General features: G+C 65.0%; 17 protein-coding genes. 6 read left to right on the forward strand and 11 right to left on the reverse strand.

Annotation, left to right across the window (positions count from 1 at the left end; all coding sequences use genetic code 11):
* Positions 1–20: 20 nt before the first annotated feature.
* Positions 21–194, reverse strand: a complete 174-nt coding sequence (gene rpmF / locus WBA38_RS01835; RefSeq protein WP_424296435.1) for a 50S ribosomal protein L32 — start codon at positions 192–194, stop codon at positions 21–23.
* A 210-nt stretch (positions 195–404) separates the two neighbouring features.
* Here rpmF and WBA38_RS01840 point away from each other — a divergent pair, with 210 nt between their 5' ends.
* Complete coding sequence (locus WBA38_RS01840) at positions 405–1,352, forward strand: AEC family transporter (RefSeq protein WP_424296437.1); 948 nt, start codon at positions 405–407, stop codon at positions 1,350–1,352.
* Here the strand turns inward: WBA38_RS01840 and WBA38_RS01845 are convergent.
* From WBA38_RS01845 to WBA38_RS01855, 3 genes are read right to left on the reverse strand one after another with little or no spacing between them, the layout of a single operon-like run.
* A complete protein-coding gene (locus tag WBA38_RS01845) occupies positions 1,349–1,993 on the reverse strand; it encodes a DUF1707 SHOCT-like domain-containing protein (protein ID WP_424296439.1) in 645 nt (214 codons plus the stop codon). The two genes, WBA38_RS01840 and WBA38_RS01845, sit on opposite strands and share 4 nt — an antisense overlap.
* Before the next feature lie 38 nt (positions 1,994–2,031).
* On the reverse strand, positions 2,032–4,017 hold the full coding sequence (locus WBA38_RS01850) for a VWA domain-containing protein (protein WP_424296441.1): 1,986 nt from the start codon (positions 4,015–4,017) through the stop codon (positions 2,032–2,034).
* A gap of 7 nt (positions 4,018–4,024) precedes the next feature.
* A complete protein-coding gene (locus tag WBA38_RS01855; RefSeq protein WP_424296445.1) occupies positions 4,025–5,467 on the reverse strand; it encodes a magnesium chelatase in 1,443 nt (480 codons plus the stop codon).
* A gap of 93 nt (positions 5,468–5,560) precedes the next feature.
* On the opposite strand from WBA38_RS01855, the gene WBA38_RS01860 reads away from it, so the two are divergent.
* Together WBA38_RS01860 and WBA38_RS01865 are read left to right on the forward strand one after the other, a co-directional pair.
* On the forward strand, positions 5,561–6,145 hold the full coding sequence (locus WBA38_RS01860; RefSeq protein ID WP_424321911.1) for a TIGR03086 family metal-binding protein: 585 nt from the start codon (positions 5,561–5,563) through the stop codon (positions 6,143–6,145).
* Positions 6,146–6,239: 94 nt separating this feature from the next.
* Positions 6,240–7,628 carry a lipase family protein gene (locus WBA38_RS01865; RefSeq protein WP_424321912.1) on the forward strand — a complete coding sequence of 463 codons (1,389 nt, stop codon included), beginning with the start codon at positions 6,240–6,242 and terminating at the stop codon, positions 7,626–7,628.
* Between the two features lie 7 nt (positions 7,629–7,635).
* Here the strand turns inward: WBA38_RS01865 and WBA38_RS01870 are convergent, their stop codons facing one another.
* Together WBA38_RS01870 and WBA38_RS01875 are read right to left on the reverse strand one after the other, a co-directional pair.
* Positions 7,636–8,517 (reverse strand): TauD/TfdA dioxygenase family protein, encoded by an 882-nt coding sequence (locus WBA38_RS01870; protein ID WP_424295581.1) that lies wholly within the window; start codon positions 8,515–8,517, stop codon positions 7,636–7,638.
* 199 nt (positions 8,518–8,716) lie between these two features.
* A complete protein-coding gene (locus WBA38_RS01875; protein ID WP_424293675.1) occupies positions 8,717–9,109 on the reverse strand; it encodes a YchJ family protein in 393 nt (130 codons plus the stop codon).
* A gap of 93 nt (positions 9,110–9,202) precedes the next feature.
* Between WBA38_RS01875 and WBA38_RS01880 the strand changes: the two genes are divergently transcribed.
* Genes WBA38_RS01880 through WBA38_RS01890 form a run of 3 tightly spaced genes read left to right on the forward strand, consistent with a single transcriptional unit; the run spans position 9,203 to position 11,219 of the window.
* A complete protein-coding gene (locus WBA38_RS01880; RefSeq protein ID WP_424321913.1) occupies positions 9,203–9,583 on the forward strand; it encodes a GntR family transcriptional regulator in 381 nt (126 codons plus the stop codon).
* Positions 9,580–10,506, forward strand: a complete 927-nt coding sequence (locus WBA38_RS01885; protein ID WP_424321914.1) for an ABC transporter ATP-binding protein — start codon at positions 9,580–9,582, stop codon at positions 10,504–10,506. Before WBA38_RS01880 ends, WBA38_RS01885 begins: the two co-directional genes overlap by 4 nt.
* Positions 10,503–11,219 carry a hypothetical protein gene (locus WBA38_RS01890; RefSeq protein WP_424293678.1) on the forward strand — a complete coding sequence of 239 codons (717 nt, stop codon included), beginning with the start codon at positions 10,503–10,505 and terminating at the stop codon, positions 11,217–11,219. Before WBA38_RS01885 ends, WBA38_RS01890 begins: the two co-directional genes overlap by 4 nt.
* 12 nt (positions 11,220–11,231) lie before the next feature.
* On the opposite strand, the gene WBA38_RS01895 is transcribed toward WBA38_RS01890, so the two are convergent.
* The 5 genes from WBA38_RS01895 to WBA38_RS01915 all read right to left on the reverse strand — a co-directional run bounded on the left by WBA38_RS01895 (position 11,232) and on the right by WBA38_RS01915 (position 16,855).
* On the reverse strand, positions 11,232–11,981 hold the full coding sequence (locus tag WBA38_RS01895) for a sulfite exporter TauE/SafE family protein (RefSeq protein ID WP_424293683.1): 750 nt from the start codon (positions 11,979–11,981) through the stop codon (positions 11,232–11,234).
* The gene (purH, locus tag WBA38_RS01900) at positions 11,978–13,549 is read right to left on the reverse strand and encodes a bifunctional phosphoribosylaminoimidazolecarboxamide formyltransferase/IMP cyclohydrolase (RefSeq protein ID WP_424293679.1); all 1,572 of its coding nucleotides are present in this window, start codon (positions 13,547–13,549) and stop codon (positions 11,978–11,980) included. Before purH ends, WBA38_RS01895 begins: the two co-directional genes overlap by 4 nt.
* Positions 13,546–14,127 (reverse strand): phosphoribosylglycinamide formyltransferase, encoded by a 582-nt coding sequence (gene purN, locus WBA38_RS01905; RefSeq protein ID WP_424293684.1) that lies wholly within the window; start codon positions 14,125–14,127, stop codon positions 13,546–13,548. Before purN ends, purH begins: the two co-directional genes overlap by 4 nt.
* A 365-nt stretch (positions 14,128–14,492) precedes the next feature.
* A complete protein-coding gene (locus WBA38_RS01910) occupies positions 14,493–15,872 on the reverse strand; it encodes a DUF6350 family protein (RefSeq protein WP_424321915.1) in 1,380 nt (459 codons plus the stop codon).
* A 140-nt stretch (positions 15,873–16,012) separates the two neighbouring features.
* Positions 16,013–16,855 (reverse strand): DUF5336 domain-containing protein, encoded by an 843-nt coding sequence (locus WBA38_RS01915; RefSeq protein ID WP_424293681.1) that lies wholly within the window; start codon positions 16,853–16,855, stop codon positions 16,013–16,015.
* Positions 16,856–16,861 lie beyond the last annotated feature (6 nt).

Consider the following 16,861-nt stretch of genomic DNA (forward strand, 5'->3'; position numbering starts at 1 on the left):
CTAAGCTTTGACGCTAGCGTTTAGCGGCGGTCGAGGTCGACCAAGCCGAGCTTCGCGGCCTTGACCAGGCGACGCGGGATACGCTGCGAAACGCCGTTGATCTTCTCTTCTTGCAGTGTGACGTTGTCGGCCTTCCACTGCGAACGACGACTGCGGGTGTTGGCCCGCGACATCCGGCGCTTGGGTACTGCCATGGTTCCAGCCCTTCTCTTACCTGGTGCGGGTGGGATTCGGGAGGAAGCCCCGATCCGCCAAACCCACTGATCGCTTGGTCACCACGGCATAGCGACCGCGGCACACAACCAGACCAGATTAGCCGCACGAGGGGCTGCGACGCAAAACGCCAGGGGTTGGCTGGGCCACAATATTTCGCGACCGTGCTATCGCGGGCATAGGTTCGACGAGTGTCAGGCGTCGTCTCCGGGTTTACCGTTATCTTTCTTGTCGTCTCGCTCGGCTACCTTTTGGGCCGGACCGGCAGCCTCGGCGAGCACGCGTCGTCGGTCCTGGCACGCCTTGTCTTCTTCGTCTGCACGCCGGCACTGCTCATCCATTCTCTCGCCACCAGCGACCTGTCGGTGGTCTTCTCCGCGACCCTGGCGATCGCTTCGGCTTCCGCGCTCATCGTGGGTGCCGCCTATGTGGTGATCGCCCGCCTCTGGCTGCGTCGCGCTGTTCCCGAGTTGGTGATCGGCGCACTGTCGTCGTCGTACGTCAACAGCGTGAATTTGGGATTGCCGATCGCGATCTTCGTGCTCGACGACGCCTCGTTTATCGCGCCGCTTCTGCTGTTCCAGATCGTCTTCTACTCCCCCATCGCGTTGACTGCGCTCGACTTGACTGCCCTTGACCCGGTTGCCGGACCGGGCGGCAAGCGCACGTCGACGTTGAAGACCGCCCTCGTGCCACTGCGGAATCCGATCCTCATTGGTGGCGTGATCGGCCTCGCGGTTTCGCTCGTCGGTTGGACGCCTCCGCAGTCGGTGATGGAGCCGCTCAACATGCTGGGGCAGGCATCGGTGCCGCTCGCGCTCCTGACGTTCGGTCTGACATTGACCGGCGTCGCCGTCTTCAAGAAGGGGCAAAGCCCGCGCCGCGACATCGCCCTCGCGTCGGTGATGAAGATGGTCGCGATGCCGCTGGTGGCGTTCGCCTTGGCGAAGTGGGCGTTCGGCCTCACCGGTCACGCACTGTTCGCACAGGTCGTCATCGCCGCACTTCCGACCGCACAGAACGTCCTCGTCTACGCGACGAGATACCAGCGTGGCGAAGTCCTCGCCCGCGACTCCGCCCTCATGACAACGTTGGTCTCGATCCCGGTCATCGCCCTGATCGCGGCGACGTTGGCCTAACGTGCCCGGCGCGGCCCAATGTGTTCGCCGCGCGGCCGACGTTGGATGTTGATGCTGCCCGCGACTGCCCGTCCCTGCACGACCACCCGGGGAGCGCCCTCACCGCCGGGGCCGGCCGCCGAGCTTTCGACGCCGCCGACGATGCCGTTACCGTGCACTTCCAGCGTCACATCTGGCGGCACCGTGATGTCGATGGTGCCCATGAATGCACGACACTTCACGGTCAGGACGGGGGCGGTGAACTCGGCGTCCCGGAGGTCGAGCGCCACACTGCCCATCGTCGCCTTGACTCGCAGCATGTCGCCGACGACGGCACCGCCGCCCACATCACTGCTCCCGATAAACCCGGTCACCTTTGTCACCGGATTAGCGCCCGACGCACTGACCTGTGTCGCCTTACTGACTTGGGTATTCCCAGTCTGCGACTGGACGGCCACCCGCAACTGATCGATCGGCAGATCGGCCGTCAACAAATCCAGGTCGGCGCGCGTCTGCGCGGCCGCGGCACGACCGGCCCGCTCGGTGTACTCCTCCGGATTCAGCACTCCCAACGACATCGCCGCCGACAGATACGAATGGGTGTGCTCCCGATCGGCATCGCTGACGCGCATGATGGGGGCTGGCTCGCTCTGATCGGTCATGGCCACCAGCCTAATGCCGTCCCCCCGTTGATTGCCGCCTACGACCGCCGCGCTCGCAGGTAATCTCCCACCACTGCCGCGCCAAGACCGTCCAATTCCGGTGCGACAACGCGGCCGCCGATCCGGCGTGCGATGCGGTCGATGAAGCGGGCCAGACCGGGATCGTCCCCGAGGCGGAAAAACGTGGTCTGCGTTCCCATGCGGGACAGGTGGTCGAGTTCGGCGACCGTCAACCCGATGGTCCGTGGGTGCGGTGGGTAGAAGAAAAACTCTTCACCGTTTGATTCCAGGTGGGCGGTCGGTTCACCGTCGGTGACGATCAGCAGGACCGGTTGCGCGTTCGGGAAGCGACGAAAGTGCCTCTGCGCCAACATGAGTCCGTGGTGCAGATTGGTGCCCTGCTCCATCCGCGGATCGAGGCCGGTCAGCTTTTCGACGGTGGTGTCGCGGGCGATGCGGCCAAACTCGATGAGGTGCAGTTCGTCGGTCCGGAACCGCGTCGAAATCAACTGATTGAGCGCGAGCGCGGTCCGCTTCATCGGCGTCCAGCGCCCCTCCATCACCATGGAGAACGACGTATCGACCAGCAGGACGACGGCTGCCTGTGTGCGGGCCTCGGTTTCGATGACCTCGATGTCGCCGACGTCGATCCGGACGCCGCTCCCCGCGGCCAGGTCGGCGGCAGCGGATGGATTTTCTGAAACGGTTCGCAGCACCGCGTTGGTGACGGTGCGGGTCACGTTCCAGGGTTGGGTATCGCCGAACTGCCATTCGCGGCTGCTACCTGTCGGTTCGCCGAGTCGGCCAGCCTGATCTGCATCCCGGTCACCGCCGCGCGCCGACAACTGCTGCGCGATGTCACGCAAGATCGCCTGGCCCAGCCGGCGCATCGCCTTCGGGCTCAGTCGCGTCTTCCCGTCCGGCGTGCGGTCGAAGTAGCCTTCCTCACGCATCGCCTTGTCGAGCTCTGCGAGCGTGCGGGCATCGGCGGCGGCTTCGTCACCGAGCTGTCGGGCTAGCGCATCGAGGTCAATATCGTCGAGTTGCGCGCCGGCATATCCCTGCGAGAGCTGCTCGGCGAGGTTCTCAAGGTCAGCGATGTCACGCAGGGCGGCCGCGCCCTCGCCCATCCCCATCGGGTTGTCGCCCGAGAACTGTTGCCCGCCATTCCAATTCAGGTCAGGTCGCGCTTCCTGCAACGCGGCGTCCATCTGCGCGAGCTGCGACATCAACTTCGGCGACCCGAAGGCTTGCGCCGACAACTCAGCCAACTCGGCCTGCTGCTCGGGGGTGAGCGAGTTGAAGAACTGTTGCGCCGCCGCTGAGCGTGCGGCGAGCGAGTCGACGAGTTCCTGGGTGTTCTCTGGGTTCTCGGGGAAGTACTCGCCGTGCTTGTCCATGAACTCTTCGAACTGCTCGGTGGTGTCCTCGCCCCGATTGTGCGCGGCCAACAGCTCGTTCAGGTCGTCGAGCATCTCCGAAATCCGCTGCCGATCCTCATCGGTGGCACCTTCGAGCGCCTCCTTCATGCCGGCGAAACGTTGGTCGAGCGCCTCGCGACCGAGAAGGTCGGAGATCTTGTCGTAATCGGCCTTCGCCTCCGGGCTGCGCCAGTTGTAGTCCGACAGTTCTTTGACGGCCTGCGCGGTGGACGCCGGGAGGTTCTCAATCTGCATTTCGGCGAACCGTGCGTCGTCGTCTAGGTCGCGCGCGAGCTGCTTGCGTTCATTCAGCACGGCCGAATCGAGGAGTTCGCGGATCTCGTCGAATGTCCCATCCAGATTGCGGTTGCGAAGCAGTTCGCGACGACGCCGATTCGCCATCTCCGCGAGCTTGTCCAGTCCGCGCATGTTTTCACTACCGCGACGCAAATACTCGCGGAGCGCACGGTCGGGCGATGCTCCCGACATCACGTCGTCGCCGATGGCCTCCAGCGCTTCGCGGAGGTCGACCGGTGGTGCCAGCGGGTCGGGCCCGCCGGTATAGCGCCGGTAGGCGGAACGATGAAATCGACGTCGCGTCATGGGTTTGTCACTCTTCGTCTGGAGATTCCACCAGGTAGGTGGTCCGACCGTATTCGTCGGTGTCCTTGCCGATCCGGCGCGCCAAGTACAGGCCTTCGAGAGCGAGTTCGGCGGCGCTGGCCCGCTCGGCGTCTTCGGTGGCGTCGAGCCGGGCAGCAATGTCGTCGAGAAGTGCGGCAACCTCACCGTTGTCGCCGAGTGCGGTCAGCACGTCGGTGGCGGGCACGCGATCGCCAGTCAGGACTTCTTCGCCAGCTTCGAGGGCGGCGACCAGTGGTCGCATATCGACGCCGCCGAGGTGCGCGCGGACGGTGTCGGCGACCGACTTGCGGAGCAGGTAGTCGAGAATCTCGAGTTCACGGCCTTCTTCGCCGGACTCGAACTCCACCTTGCCGCGCAGGACCTCAATCACCGATTGCAGGTCGACTGGACGGGCGACGGGAAACTCTTCCCGTGCGACTGCCGAGCGGTGCAGCGCCGCCGCCGCGACGGTCTCCGCGCCCGCGATGGAGAAGCGGGCCGAAACGCCCGAGCGCTGGTCGATCGACGGGTGCTCGCGGGCGTAGCGGGTGAAACGCGCGAGGACCTCGATGAGGTAGTCGGGCACGGTCGCGACGAGGTCCGCTTCCTGCTCGATGACGTCCATCTCGTCTTCCAAATCCAGCGGGTAGTGCGTGCGGATCTCGGCACCGAAACGGTCCTTGAGCGGGGTGATGATGCGGCCGCGGTTGGTGTAGTCCTCGGGGTTGGCGCTCGCGGTGACGAGCACGTCGAGCGGCAGTCGGAGGCTGTAGCCGCGGACCTGCACGTCGCGTTCTTCCATCACGTTCAGCATCGACACCTGGATGCGTTCGGCGAGGTCAGGTAGCTCGTTGATGGCGATGATGCCGCGGTGCGACCGCGGGATCAGACCGAAAGCGATGGTTTCCGGATCGCCGAGGCTGCGACCTTCGGCCACCTTCATGGGGTCGACGTCGCCCACCAGGTCGGCGACGGAGGTGTCCGGGGTGGCGAGCTTCTCGCGGTACCGCTCGGTGCGGTGACGCCACGCGATGGGAAGGTCGTCGCCCAGTTCGGCGGCCCGTCGAATCGATGCGGGCAAGATCGGGGTGAAGGGATGCTCGTCGAGGTCGGAGCCGTCGATGACGGGCGTCCACTCGTCGAGCAGCGCGACGAGGGTCCGCAGCAGGCGCGTCTTGCCCTGGCCACGTTCGCCAAGCATCACCACGTCGTGACCGGCGATGAGGGCGCGTTCGAGCTGAGGAAGGACGGTGTCGTCGAAGCCGACGATCCCATCCCACGGGCTTTCGCCCGCGCGCAGTGCGGTCAGCAAGTTGTTCCGGAGTTCATCGCGAATGCTGCGTTCGGTGTGCCCGGAGGCACGGAGTTCGCCGAGAGTCGTGAGAGCCGGTGCAGGAGTGTCGAAATCGGAGACAGCCACGCGTTCCACGCTACCTGTAAACCGATGCTCACTGCGGAAGCCAGGCGATAGTCGCAGGTCCGGGCTACGCTTTTTCCCATCCCTTTCCGATCGGAGCAAGCCATGCCCTGGAACGCCCTTGATATGTACAACAACGGCCTCACCTTCTTTAGCGACATTGTTGCGGCGGTACCCGACGACGGGTGGGCGGTGGCCTCGCCATGCGAGGGATGGTCGGCGCTCGATGTGCTCGGGCACGTAGGCGACGCCACCAACATCGGCACGCGCATTTTGCGTGGCGGCGAACGCGACTTCAATCCGCACAACCCACCATCGTCGGCCATTGACGGCAACGCGGCGCAATGGTGGGCGGCCACCGTCGCCGAGGCCCGCGATGCACTGGCCAACGTGATCGACCTCGACCGCGAAGTCGACAGTCCCGCCGGTCGTCGGAGTGTGCGCGACGGACTGTCGTTCCCGGCGGTCGACCTGTTCCTTCACGGCTGGGACCTCGCCGCCTCCTCCGGCCAGCAAGTCACCTTCCCCGCCGAAGCCGTCGAATACATCCGCGGCATCTTCGCCGAAGTTCCCGAAGAGGTGACCCGAAGGCCGGGAGTTTTCGGGCCGGCAGTCGACGTTCCCGCGGGCAGCGACGACACCGCGCAGGTCATTGGGTTCGCTGGACGCGACCCGGCTTGGACGCCGTAACTCGCGTTCGCGTACTTCGTTGGTCTTCGCTCCGTCTGTGCGGGAGCGAAGACCAACGAACTACGCGAAGACCCGAAGCACTAAACTCCTGGTCATGAAACTGGGTGTACTTCTGAGCGTTTCAACGCTTGCCGTGGCCACGCTGATCACTGCCGCGCCTGTGCACGCCGAGCCGCCCCGTCTCACCGCGCCGAATCTTGCGCCACTGCCCGGTTGGGTGGTCGAGGGCGTCGACGAGGTGGTCCCGCCAGCACCCATTCCGCGACTGAAGACCATCCCGCAGCGCGCCTACTCCCCCGGCTACGACCACGCCACGCTGGAATTACGGAATGCGATCCTGCCCGACCCCATCGGCGACGCGATGCTCGACCGCTGGCCGACGAGCCTGGCCAAACGGGCGCCGGGTGCCGTGATCGCGACCCGCGACGTCACCAGCGTCGCCGGGTTCCTGGTGACCGTCCCGATCCGCAGCGCACGGATGTTGAAGTTCCGTTCGACCGATGTGCACGGACAACCGATCCCGGCAACGGCCACGGTCATCGAACCGCGGGCGGCGTGGAAGGGCTCCGGTCCTCGCCCAATCTTGGTGAACAACCTGCCGATTAATGGCCTGGGCACCGAGTGCACCGCCGGGTACACCCTCACCAACGGTTTCTCGGACAAGACCAATCAGACGGACCTCTTTCCGCCGACCACGCAGTTGGCACTGTCCCGCGGGTACACGGTGATCGTGCCCGACCACGAGGGGCCGCGGATGGCCTATGCCGAACCCGAACTCGCCGGGCACATCGTCCTGGACTCGATCCGGGCGGCGGCCAAGTGGAAGCCGTCGAAGTACGCCAAGAGCCGGGTCGCTATCACCGGCTACTCCGGCGGCGCGATCGCCACCAACGGTGCCGCGAAGGTTCTCGGAAAGTACGCCCCCGACCTGACCCCGCGCATGGTCGGTGCCGCGCTCGGTGGCGTCCCCGCCGACTTCCGGCTACTGGCACAGGCGATGAACGCGAACGTCGCCACCGGCGTCATGCTGGCCGCGACCCTCGGCATCGCCCGCGAGCGGCCCGAACTGCTGAAGCTGACGAACAACCTCGGCCAGTGGGTCGCGACCTCGGAGTTGAAGAACTCGTGCGGCTCAAACTACGGCCTTGCGGCCCCGCTGCTTCTGCCCGCGCAGATTCTTTCCAGTGACCCCGACCCGTTCAACTCCCCGCTCGCCAACCGGATTTACGAGCTGACTGAGATGGCGGATGTGAAGTCCGATATGCCGCTGTACATCTATCACGGTGCGCAGGAGATCTGGATTCCAGTTCAGGGTGCCCGCAATCTGTACGCCCAACAGTGCAAGCTGGGCGCGAACGCCACCTACCGCGAGGTGCTGGGTGAACACCTCTCGGCAGCGGTGATTGGCTACCCGGAAACCATGGAATGGCTCGACGCGCGGTTGCGCGGCATACCGGCCAAGAGCGAATGCCCGAAACAGTAGTCCAGCCTTAAACCCCCACCGGGATGTCGCCACGGAGCGTCACCCGATGCATGCGACGGCGCTCGGTGTAGTCGCGGTTCGCGTAATGCAGCGTGGAACGGTTGTCCCACAACACCACATCGCCAAGCTGCCACCGGTGTCGGACGATGTGCTCGGGTTTGGTGATGTGCGCGTAGAAAGCGTCGAGCAGGCCGCGGCTTTCCGCGTCCGACACGCCCTCGATGTGCGACGTGAAACCAGGATTGACAAACAGCGTTTTGCGGCCCGATTCCGGATGAACGCGCACCACCGGATGTCGTACCGGCTCCAGATCGGTGACCCGACCACCGTCCCACTCGTTGCCTTGCCCGCCGCGGCGATGCCGCAGGTAGTAGCCGAATTCGCGGGTGCCGTCGTGCAGGGCAAACAGCTCATCCGCCAGTCGTTGCAGCGGCGACGACAGCGATGCGTACGCGGCCTCCCCGTCGGCCCAGTTGGTGTCACCGCCGAGGCTCGGCAAAATCAGCGGGCGCAAGATCGACGCGGCCGGCGGTCGTGCCATGAACGTGACGTCGGTGTGCCAGGTGTCGGCGAAGCCGTCCAGCGTGCTGTCGAGTGAGTACACCTCGTCGGGCACGTCGCCGCTGTCCCACACCGGATGCCCGGTCGTCACCTCGCCCAGCCTGCGCGCAAACGCAATGTGCTCGGCGTCGTCGATGTGCTGGTCGTGCAACACCAAGACTTTGTGTTCGACGAGGGCCGCGCGGATGTCGGCGATCTGATTGTCGGAGGCTGAGGCGATCTCGATGCCGGAAACCTCGGCACCGATGTGCGGGCCGAGTCGATTGATATCGATGGTTTGGCGAATGGGTTCGACCGCGGTGTGGCGAAGCTCTGCTGTGGTGGTCACCCTCCAACATCTACGGCCCCACCAGCTGCCCGCCCACCCAAAAACCCGCGGCGGCTTTAACCCGCTTCGTATTTGAATCCCCTATAGCGAGACATCCAGCGAATAATTGGGAAAATTGGCCAAATCGGGGATTCAAATACGAGCGACCCCGGACGGACTCCCCAGCCAGCCCACGTTCGCGAACGCTTCGACTACGGAGCTACCCCACCACCCCATCGACGTACAGCCACGCGCCGTCGACGCGTTCAAAGCTGCTGCGTTCGCGCAACTCCCCACGACCGGCGGCGTCGCGATAGGTGGCGGTGAAGGCGACGATGCCGGTCTGGTGGAAGGGCGAACCGTCGACGGTTTCGAGAATCTCTAGATGCAGCCAGCGGGTGTCGCTGTCGAGATCGAGGTCGGCGGGGCGCGTCGTCGGATGCCAAGTGGCGAGAAGGTGCTCTTCGTCGCCGAGCGCGAATGCGGTAAACCTGCTGCGCATCAATGCTTCTGCCGTCGGAGCGAGCTTCCCTTCACCCAGGCCGGCCAGGTATCGCCCACAGCAGTCCGACAGGATTTCGCCCGAACCGCACGGGCAGCGACCGTTCTTCACAATTGCCAAATCTACCCTTGACATTCCCGCCAGTTAGTTACATGGTTAGTTAGTCGAGTAACTAACCAATGAAGCAGAGCGAGGAGGTGCCACATGATTGACGATGGCCGGGCAATTTTTCAACAGATTGCCGACAGCGTCGCCGATTCGATCGTCGACGGCAGCCTCGGTGAAGAAACCCGCGCACCCTCCACCAACGAGCTCGCGGCCTTCTACCGAATCAATCCGGCAACCGCGGCGAAGGGCATCAACCTCCTCGTTGAGCAGGGCGTCCTCTACAAGAAACGCGGTGTCGGCATGTTCGTCGCCGACGGTGCCCGCGCCGCCCTTCGGAGACGACGACGCGAAGCCTTCGCCGACAGCTATTTGACGCCGCTGCTGACCGAAGCACACAGGCTCGGACTCACCCCCGACGACGTCATCACCCTCATCAACGAACGCTCATCCACCGCACCCGAAGGAGACCGGCCATGACCATCACCACCGGCTCGCCCGCCATCAGTGCCCGCGGCCTCACGAAAACCTACGGCTCCACCACTGCCCTCGACGACGTCACGTTCAACATCCCCGAACACATCATCTGCGGCCTCTTCGGCCGCAACGGCGCAGGCAAGACGACGCTCATGTCGATCCTGACCGCGCAGAACTTCGCGACCGCCGGCGACGCCCTGATCTACGGGGAGCCCGCCTACGAGAACTCCTCGGTGCTCCCCCGACTCTGCTTCGTCCGCGAATCGCAGCGCTACCCGGAAGACTCACAGCCGGACCAGGTGTTCGCGATGGCACGACTGTTCTTCCCGAACTGGAACCAAGACCTCGCCGATCAACTGATCGCGGACTTCGACCTCCCGCTATGCCGCCGGATCAAGAAAATGTCGCGGGGCCAACGGTCGGCCGTCGGGGTCATCATCGGCCTCGCATCACGCGCCGACGTGACCTTCTTCGACGAGCCATACCTCGGCCTCGACGCCGTGGCCAGGCAAATCTTCTACGACCGCCTCATCGCCGACTACAGCGAGTCCCCGCGCACCATCTTGCTGTCGAGCCACTTGATCGACGAGGTCGCGAACCTCCTCGAGCACGTCCTGGTGGTCGACGACGGTCGCCTGGTTTTGGATCGCTCGGCCGACGATCTGCGCGGCATGGCGTTCACCGTCGTTGGCCCGGCCGATGCCGTCGACACCTTCGTCGGCGACCGCGAAGAACTCCATCGGGAACGTCTCGGCGGCACAGCGTCAGTTACCGCCATGGGCCAGTTGACGTCGTCCGACGAGGCACGACTGTCGTCGCTAGGCCTGTCGATGTCGCCGGTGTCGTTGCAGGAGTTGATCGTTCGTCTCACCACTCGCACCGACCGACGCGAGTCCGCCATCAATTCAATGGGAGCCCAGTCATGACCACCGTCCTGACCACGCGGACCGCGAATGTGGTTCGCATGCAATTAATCAACCGGAAGATCTTCATCTGGTTGCCGTTGATCATTCTTGCCGGAGCGTTCGCGGTGTCGATGATCATCTACGGCGCGATCTACGCATCCGTCGACGACATCACCGAACCCATGTACGGCGGCGGGTCGCAGGCACCGCTCTGGTACTTCGCGGTCATCGGGATTCAGGCGATGTCCATGACGTTCCCGTTCTCGCAGGCCATGAGTGTCTCTCGACGCGAGTTCTACGTCGGAACCACCATGACTGCCGTGCTGGCGTCACTCGGCTTCGCCCTGCTGTACCTGGTGGGCGGTCTCATCGAGAAGGCCACCAACGGGTGGGGCATCGACGGCTACTTCTTCGCCGTCCCATGGATTTGGGGCCAAGGCGCGGCGGTCGCGACGCTGCTGTACTTCATGGCACCGATGCTGACCTTCACGATCGGCTTCTTCGCCGCCACCATCTACAAGCGGTACGGCATCACGGCGCTCGTCCTGATCGGCGTCGCCCTGGCCCTGATCATCGCGCTCTCCGTCCTTGGCACCAGCCTCGGTGGCGGATGGCCGGCCGTCGGACGATGGTTCATGGATCTGACGCCGCTCAAGGTTGGCGGCTACGGCCTGGCGGTGACTGCGGTGCTGTCGGGCATCTCGTTCGCCGCGATCCGCCGGGCAATCCCCTAACCGAGCAAGCCGCTAGCCCGACACGCCCAACCACACGGCCAACCCGATCCCGCTCAGCCCAATCACGATCCGCAGGGGCTGGGCGGGCAGTCGTGCGACGAGGGGCGGACCGATCCAGCCGCCCAGCAGGCAACCGATACCCATCGCGATCGCGGCGGGCCAGTGGACCGGACCGAAGATGATGAAGGCAATGGCGGCGACGGCGTTGGCGACACCCAGGAGCGCCGACTTCAGCAGTACTGAATGCCACAGCGGCAGCGACGTCAACAGCATCGCGAAGGCCAGAAAGATGACGCCTGCACCGGCACCGAAGTAGCCGCCGTAGATCGAGACGACGAAGACCGCCGCCGACCACAGGTTGGGGCGGTCACCGCCTTTTTGTACCCATTGCCGCAGGTAAGGCTGCAAGAGCAGCGCAATAGACGCGAGCCCAACCAGATAGGGGACGGTGTAGCCAAATGCTTCCGGCGGGGCCAACAGCAGCAGTCCGGCACCGACGATGCCGCCGGCAATCGCGAACAACGACCACCGCACCAACGACCGCCCGCGCTCCCCGCCGACCAGTTCCCTGCCCGACTTCGCCATGCTCCCAACGCCGACGGCCACCAACGCCACCGTATTGGTGACGTTGGCGGCCAACGGGTTAAGTCCTACCGCTAGGAGTGCCGGATAGCTGACGAGCGACGCCAGCCCGGTCACATACCCGACGACGCCCGCACCGAAACCGGCGAGGACGAGGCCGAGGAGTTCGGCGATGCTCAGTGAGCGAAGTGGCGTGCGCCGGTCAGGTACATCGTGACGCCAGCAGCCTTGGCCGCCTCAATCACTTCGTTGTCACGCACCGATCCGCCGGGCTGGACCACGGCGCGAACGCCGCCGTCGATCAGGACCTGCAGACCGTCCGAGAACGGGAAGAAGGCATCCGATGCGCCGACCGAGCCCTTCGCGCGGTCGCCCGCACGATTGACGGCCAGGTGCGCCGAGTCAACGCGGTTGACCTGGCCCATGCCGACGCCGACGGACGCACCGTCGTGGGCCAGCAAAATGGCGTTCGACTTCACCGCACGGCAAGCACGCCACGCGAAGACGAGGTCGCGCAGGGTCTCCTCGTCGGCGGCTTCGCCGGTCGCGAGGGTCCAGTTGGCGGGATCGTCGCCCTCGGCGTCGATCACATCGCGCTGCTGCACCAGGAGGCCGCCGGAGACGGGTCGCATTTCCAACCCGGTCTCGGTGGGTGCCTGGGCAATCAGGATGCGAATGTTCTTCTTGCGCGACAGCACGTCGACGACGCCATCGGCGTAGCTGGGAGCAATGATGACCTCGGTGAAGATCTCGGCGACCTGCTCGGCCATCTCGATCGACACCTCGCGGTTGGTGGCGATGACGCCGCCGTAGGCGCTGACGGGGTCGGACGCGTGCGCCTTGCGGTGAGCCTCGGCGATATCAGCGCCAACCGCGATCCCACACGGGTTAGCGTGCTTGATGATCGCGACTGCCGGTGCATCGTGGTCGTAAGCAGCACGCCAAGCGGCGTCACCATCGGTGTAGTTGTTGAACGACATCTCCTTGCCGTGCAACTGCTCGGCCTCAGCCAAGCCCGGTGCGGCGTGAGTGTCGACGTACAGCGCGGCCGCTTGATGCGGGTTCTCGCCGTAACGCAGGGTGGCCGAACGAGTCCACGTGGCACCGGCCCACACCGGGAAATCGCTCTCAGCGTCGGGGGCGACAACCGAGCTCATCCACGACGCGACAGCGACGTCGTAGTCGGCGGTGTGGCGGAAAGCCTTGGCGGCCAACTGCTGGCGATCGGCGAGCGAGAAACCGCCCGCGGCAACTGCGGCAGCAACCTTGTCGTAGTCGGTCGGATCAACCACAACGGCCACCGACGGATGGTTCTTCGCGGCAGCGCGGACCATCGAGGGGCCGCCGATGTCGATCTGCTCGATGCACTCGTCGGGCGTGGCACCCGAGGCGACGGTCTCGGTGAACGGGTACAGGTTTACGATGACCAGCTCAAACGGGGTCACGCCGAGCTCGACGAGCTGCGCGAGGTGGTCTTCCTTGCGGGTGTCGGCGAGGATGCCAGCGTGCACGCGGGGGTGCAGCGTCTTGACGCGCCCCTCGAGGCATTCGGGGAAGCCGGTCAGTTCACTGACCTCGACGACCGGGACGCCAGCGGCGGCGATGGTCTTCGCGGTGGAACCGGTCGAGACGATCTCGACGCCCGCAGCATGCAGGCCGGTCGCGAGCTCGGCGAGCCCACTCTTGTCGTAAACACTGATCAGGGCGCGCTTAACTGCGCGGGCTCCGGATTCGGCGGGTGCATTCACTTGATGTGGGCCTTTCGTCCGTCTGTGACAACGCCACGGGTCACGACCGCGTTCACTACTTCTGGCAGCAAGACGCGTTCGACTTCTTTAATTCGTTCGTGAAGGGTCTCTTCAGAATCGTCGGGCAGCACCTCCACGATGCGCTGCGCGAGGATCGGTCCGGTGTCGACGCCGCCGTCGACCAGATGAACCGTGCTACCGGTGACTTTGACGCCGTATGCGAGGGCGTCGGAAACCCCGTGCGCGCCCGGGAAGGCTGGCAGCAGCGCGGGATGAGAGTTGAGGATCCGACCGCCGAAACGCGCCAGGAAGTCGACACCCAGGATCTTCATGAAACCCGCGGTCACGACCCACTCGGGTGCAAGTTCGGCCACGGCCGCGGTGAGAGCGGCATCCCATGCAGCACGGTCGGGATAGTCGCGGAGTTCACACAGGACGACGGGAAGCCCGGCGTCGACTGCCCGGTCGGCGGCGGCGCAATCCCGATCGACGACAACCCCTACCACCTGGAACGGTGCGTCGGCAGTAGCGGCGAGGTCGAGAATGGCGGCCATCAACGATCCGGTTCCGGATGCCATGACGACTACGGGCACACGTGCGTCCTGGGCTGATGTCACGCCGTACAGCTTAGTTCCTGCCGTTTCCCAGCGTTGCGGGAGGTCCAAGCTGCTCCTCGATACACTCCCTCGCTCCGCTCAGTCGCTACTCGGAGAGCGAGGGACGCACGCACAGTCGTACCTTCCGGTCTCCGAGTAGCCGACGGAGCGCAGCGGAGTCGGCGTATCGAGGAGCGCCTCCTCGATACACTCCCTCGCTGCGCTCGGTCGTTACTCGAAGAGCGGGGATGGCTGCGCTCGGTCGCACTCGGAGAGCGGGGGTGGCTGAACTCGGTCGCACTCGGAGAGTTGAATACGGGGGCGTCCCCGTGAAGGGTCACCGCGGACTATTTGTCGTCGGCAGGGGCTGAGGGGGACGCTCCCTCAGCTTCTTCCGCATCTTCCTCTGCGAACTCGTCTTCCACATCGAGCTCATCAACCTCGACATCCGACTCGGCGATCTGCTCGAAGTCGTCGTCCTCGTCGAAGAACGGCTCGTCCAGTTCTGCTTCGTCGGAGCCGTCGACCTCCACCTGAACGGGGGTACCGCGGCGGCCGACCAACCAAAGCACACCCGCAACCAGCGCCGCGGTGACGCCGACCGACGTGAACGTGAAGACGCCGGCGACGGGAATGCTGACGCCGACCTTGCCTATCTCGCCGAGCGTGCCACCCGAAACTGCGGTTACGACGACCATGAGGCCCGAGGCGAGGGCAGCGCCGACGCCGATCGCTCGAAAGTGGGCCTTCACGTTGTCACTGCGCGTGTACCAACCGAGGAGAATCCCGGCGGCAATTGGCGCCGCGAACATGAGAGCCCCGGCGGCACCGAGGTCGTTGGTCGGGACCACGCCCGCTACCGGCAGCGGAGGCACCGCACCAACGTAAGTACTGAAGGAATCGAGAACGGTACCGCCGAACGTCGCGCTGGCACCGACGGTCATCGCCGCAGCGCCGATCACCATGTTTGGCAAATACAGGATCGAGAGCCCGGTGAGGCCGAGGTAACCGTCGAAGGTGTTGCCGTCGGCGATCAGGTCACCGATCGCACCGAAGTGGGTGAGGTAACCGAAGAACACGGCCAGCGCCCCACCGACTATGAGCACCGCAAATGCGGCCGCGCCGCCGCGCGCACCAACGCGGTCGGATGCGGGGATCGCGAACTCTTCCAAGAACGGCTGCACCACCCGGGGCAGCAGGCCGCACATGGCGGCCACACCGTGCACCAGGATGGTGGTGCCGAAAGCGGCCAACGCATTGGGATTGCCGATCGCACTGGCCGAAGCACCGTCCGCCACCACCGCAAGCGCCAACGCCGTCGCCAACAACGGGCCCGCCACAGCGGTACCGGCGATGCTGAGAAGTTCGTTGAAGGAACCCGACTCGGCGGTCGCCCGCTTCACCACCCGGTAGGTGCCGTAGCCAACGAGCAGGGTCGGCACCAACGGCAAGACGCCGATCGTGACGCCGCCGATCATCAGCGACGTCTGGGTGACGGCGAGCCAGCCGGCGGCAGTGACTGCGCCGATACCGGAGAAGCCATCGCCAGCAGCTAACTTCACAATCAGCACGACGACGGCAATGGCTAGCCAAGCGATGGTCGGAACCGTCAGTGCCACCTTGATGACATGCCAGGTGACGGGCGGTTTCGGGGCCGTGTCCACACGCTTAGCCAGGCGGACCTGTCGCAGACGGGTCGCCAAGTTCTCGGTGGAAGGCGCAGACATCACGTTCGAGAGTGTCATGCCCCGCCGAGCGGTGCCTCTCGACGCGCCGCGCGCTCAGGAAACTGTGTCCAAAAGCAAGAAAGCGGTGCGAGAAGGTTCGTCAGAGAACCCTCTCGCACCGCTTCCGGCGGAGCTGAAAACTACTGCTGCTGGCCGTTGTCCGGCTGCTGGAACACCGTGGTGGAATCGCTCGCACCCGGAGCCGGGTTAGAAGGCGACGACGGCTGGCCGTAACCCGACTGGGCAGGCTGGCCGTACGGCGACTGTGCGGCCGGATCGGACTGGCCGTATGCGGCAGGCTGCTGTGCCTGCTGGCCGTAGCTGTACTGCTGAGCCGAAGCGTCAGCGGCACCCGGGGTAGCGGCGACAGCCGGAGCGGTCTTGATCTGCCCACCCTCGATCAGGAGCCAAACGACGGAGGCAAGGAAGGCAAGGATCGAGAAGATGAGGAGCAGGATCGCGCCGACACCCTTGTCGTACTCGACAGTTGAGAACTGGAAGATCGTCACCAGCGCCGACACCGTGGTCAGTGCGAACACGCCGCCCGCAACCCACTTCTCGCGGCCCAGCAAGAACGTGACCAGCGCGAGGACTCCAGCGACGGCGAGGAGGACGTAAGGGCCGACAAAGTTGGTTTCGAAAACCTTGGCCGTCACCGTGGTGCGGTAGCCCTCAGCCTTCGCTCCGGCCAAAAAGCCGAGGAACAGCATGATGACGCCGAGGCCGCCGATAACGCCCGCGAGGATGGTCGTCGTGTTAGCGGGCAATCCCTGGCCGGCTGGCTTAGGCGCCTGGTAACCGTAGCCCTGCTGGCCATACTGCTGCTGACCGTACTGCTGCTGACCATAAGCGGCCTGCGGCTGTCCGTACTGCTGCTGTCCGTAGCCGGCCTGCTGCTGCTGGCCGTACTGCTGCTGACCGTATGCCGACTGGGCTCCGGCGTCGCCCTGGCCGTAGCCAGAACCTGACTGCGGATAAGTCATCCAAAT

It is taken from the genome of Gordonia sp. (in: high G+C Gram-positive bacteria) (assembly GCF_049647785.1).
In the GTDB taxonomy this organism is placed as follows: domain Bacteria; phylum Actinomycetota; class Actinomycetes; order Mycobacteriales; family Mycobacteriaceae; genus Gordonia.

Coding starts and splice junctions, on each gene's coding strand:
- rpmF (WP_424296435.1), bottom strand. CDS start 194: ATGGCAGTACCCAAGCGCCGGATGTCGCGGGCCAACACCCGCAGTCGT.
- WBA38_RS01845 (WP_424296439.1), bottom strand. CDS start 1,993: ATGACCGATCAGAGCGAGCCAGCCCCCATCATGCGCGTCAGCGATGCC.
- WBA38_RS01850 (WP_424296441.1), bottom strand. CDS start 4,017: ATGACGCGACGTCGATTTCATCGTTCCGCCTACCGGCGCTATACCGGC.
- WBA38_RS01860 (WP_424321911.1), top strand. CDS start 5,561: ATGCCCTGGAACGCCCTTGATATGTACAACAACGGCCTCACCTTCTTT.
- WBA38_RS01865 (WP_424321912.1), top strand. CDS start 6,240: ATGAAACTGGGTGTACTTCTGAGCGTTTCAACGCTTGCCGTGGCCACG.
- WBA38_RS01880 (WP_424321913.1), top strand. CDS start 9,203: ATGATTGACGATGGCCGGGCAATTTTTCAACAGATTGCCGACAGCGTC.
- WBA38_RS01885 (WP_424321914.1), top strand. CDS start 9,580: ATGACCATCACCACCGGCTCGCCCGCCATCAGTGCCCGCGGCCTCACG.
- WBA38_RS01890 (WP_424293678.1), top strand. CDS start 10,503: ATGACCACCGTCCTGACCACGCGGACCGCGAATGTGGTTCGCATGCAA.
- purN (WP_424293684.1), bottom strand. CDS start 14,127: ATGGCATCCGGAACCGGATCGTTGATGGCCGCCATTCTCGACCTCGCC.
- WBA38_RS01910 (WP_424321915.1), bottom strand. CDS start 15,872: ATGTCTGCGCCTTCCACCGAGAACTTGGCGACCCGTCTGCGACAGGTC.
- WBA38_RS01915 (WP_424293681.1), bottom strand. CDS start 16,855: ATGACTTATCCGCAGTCAGGTTCTGGCTACGGCCAGGGCGACGCCGGA.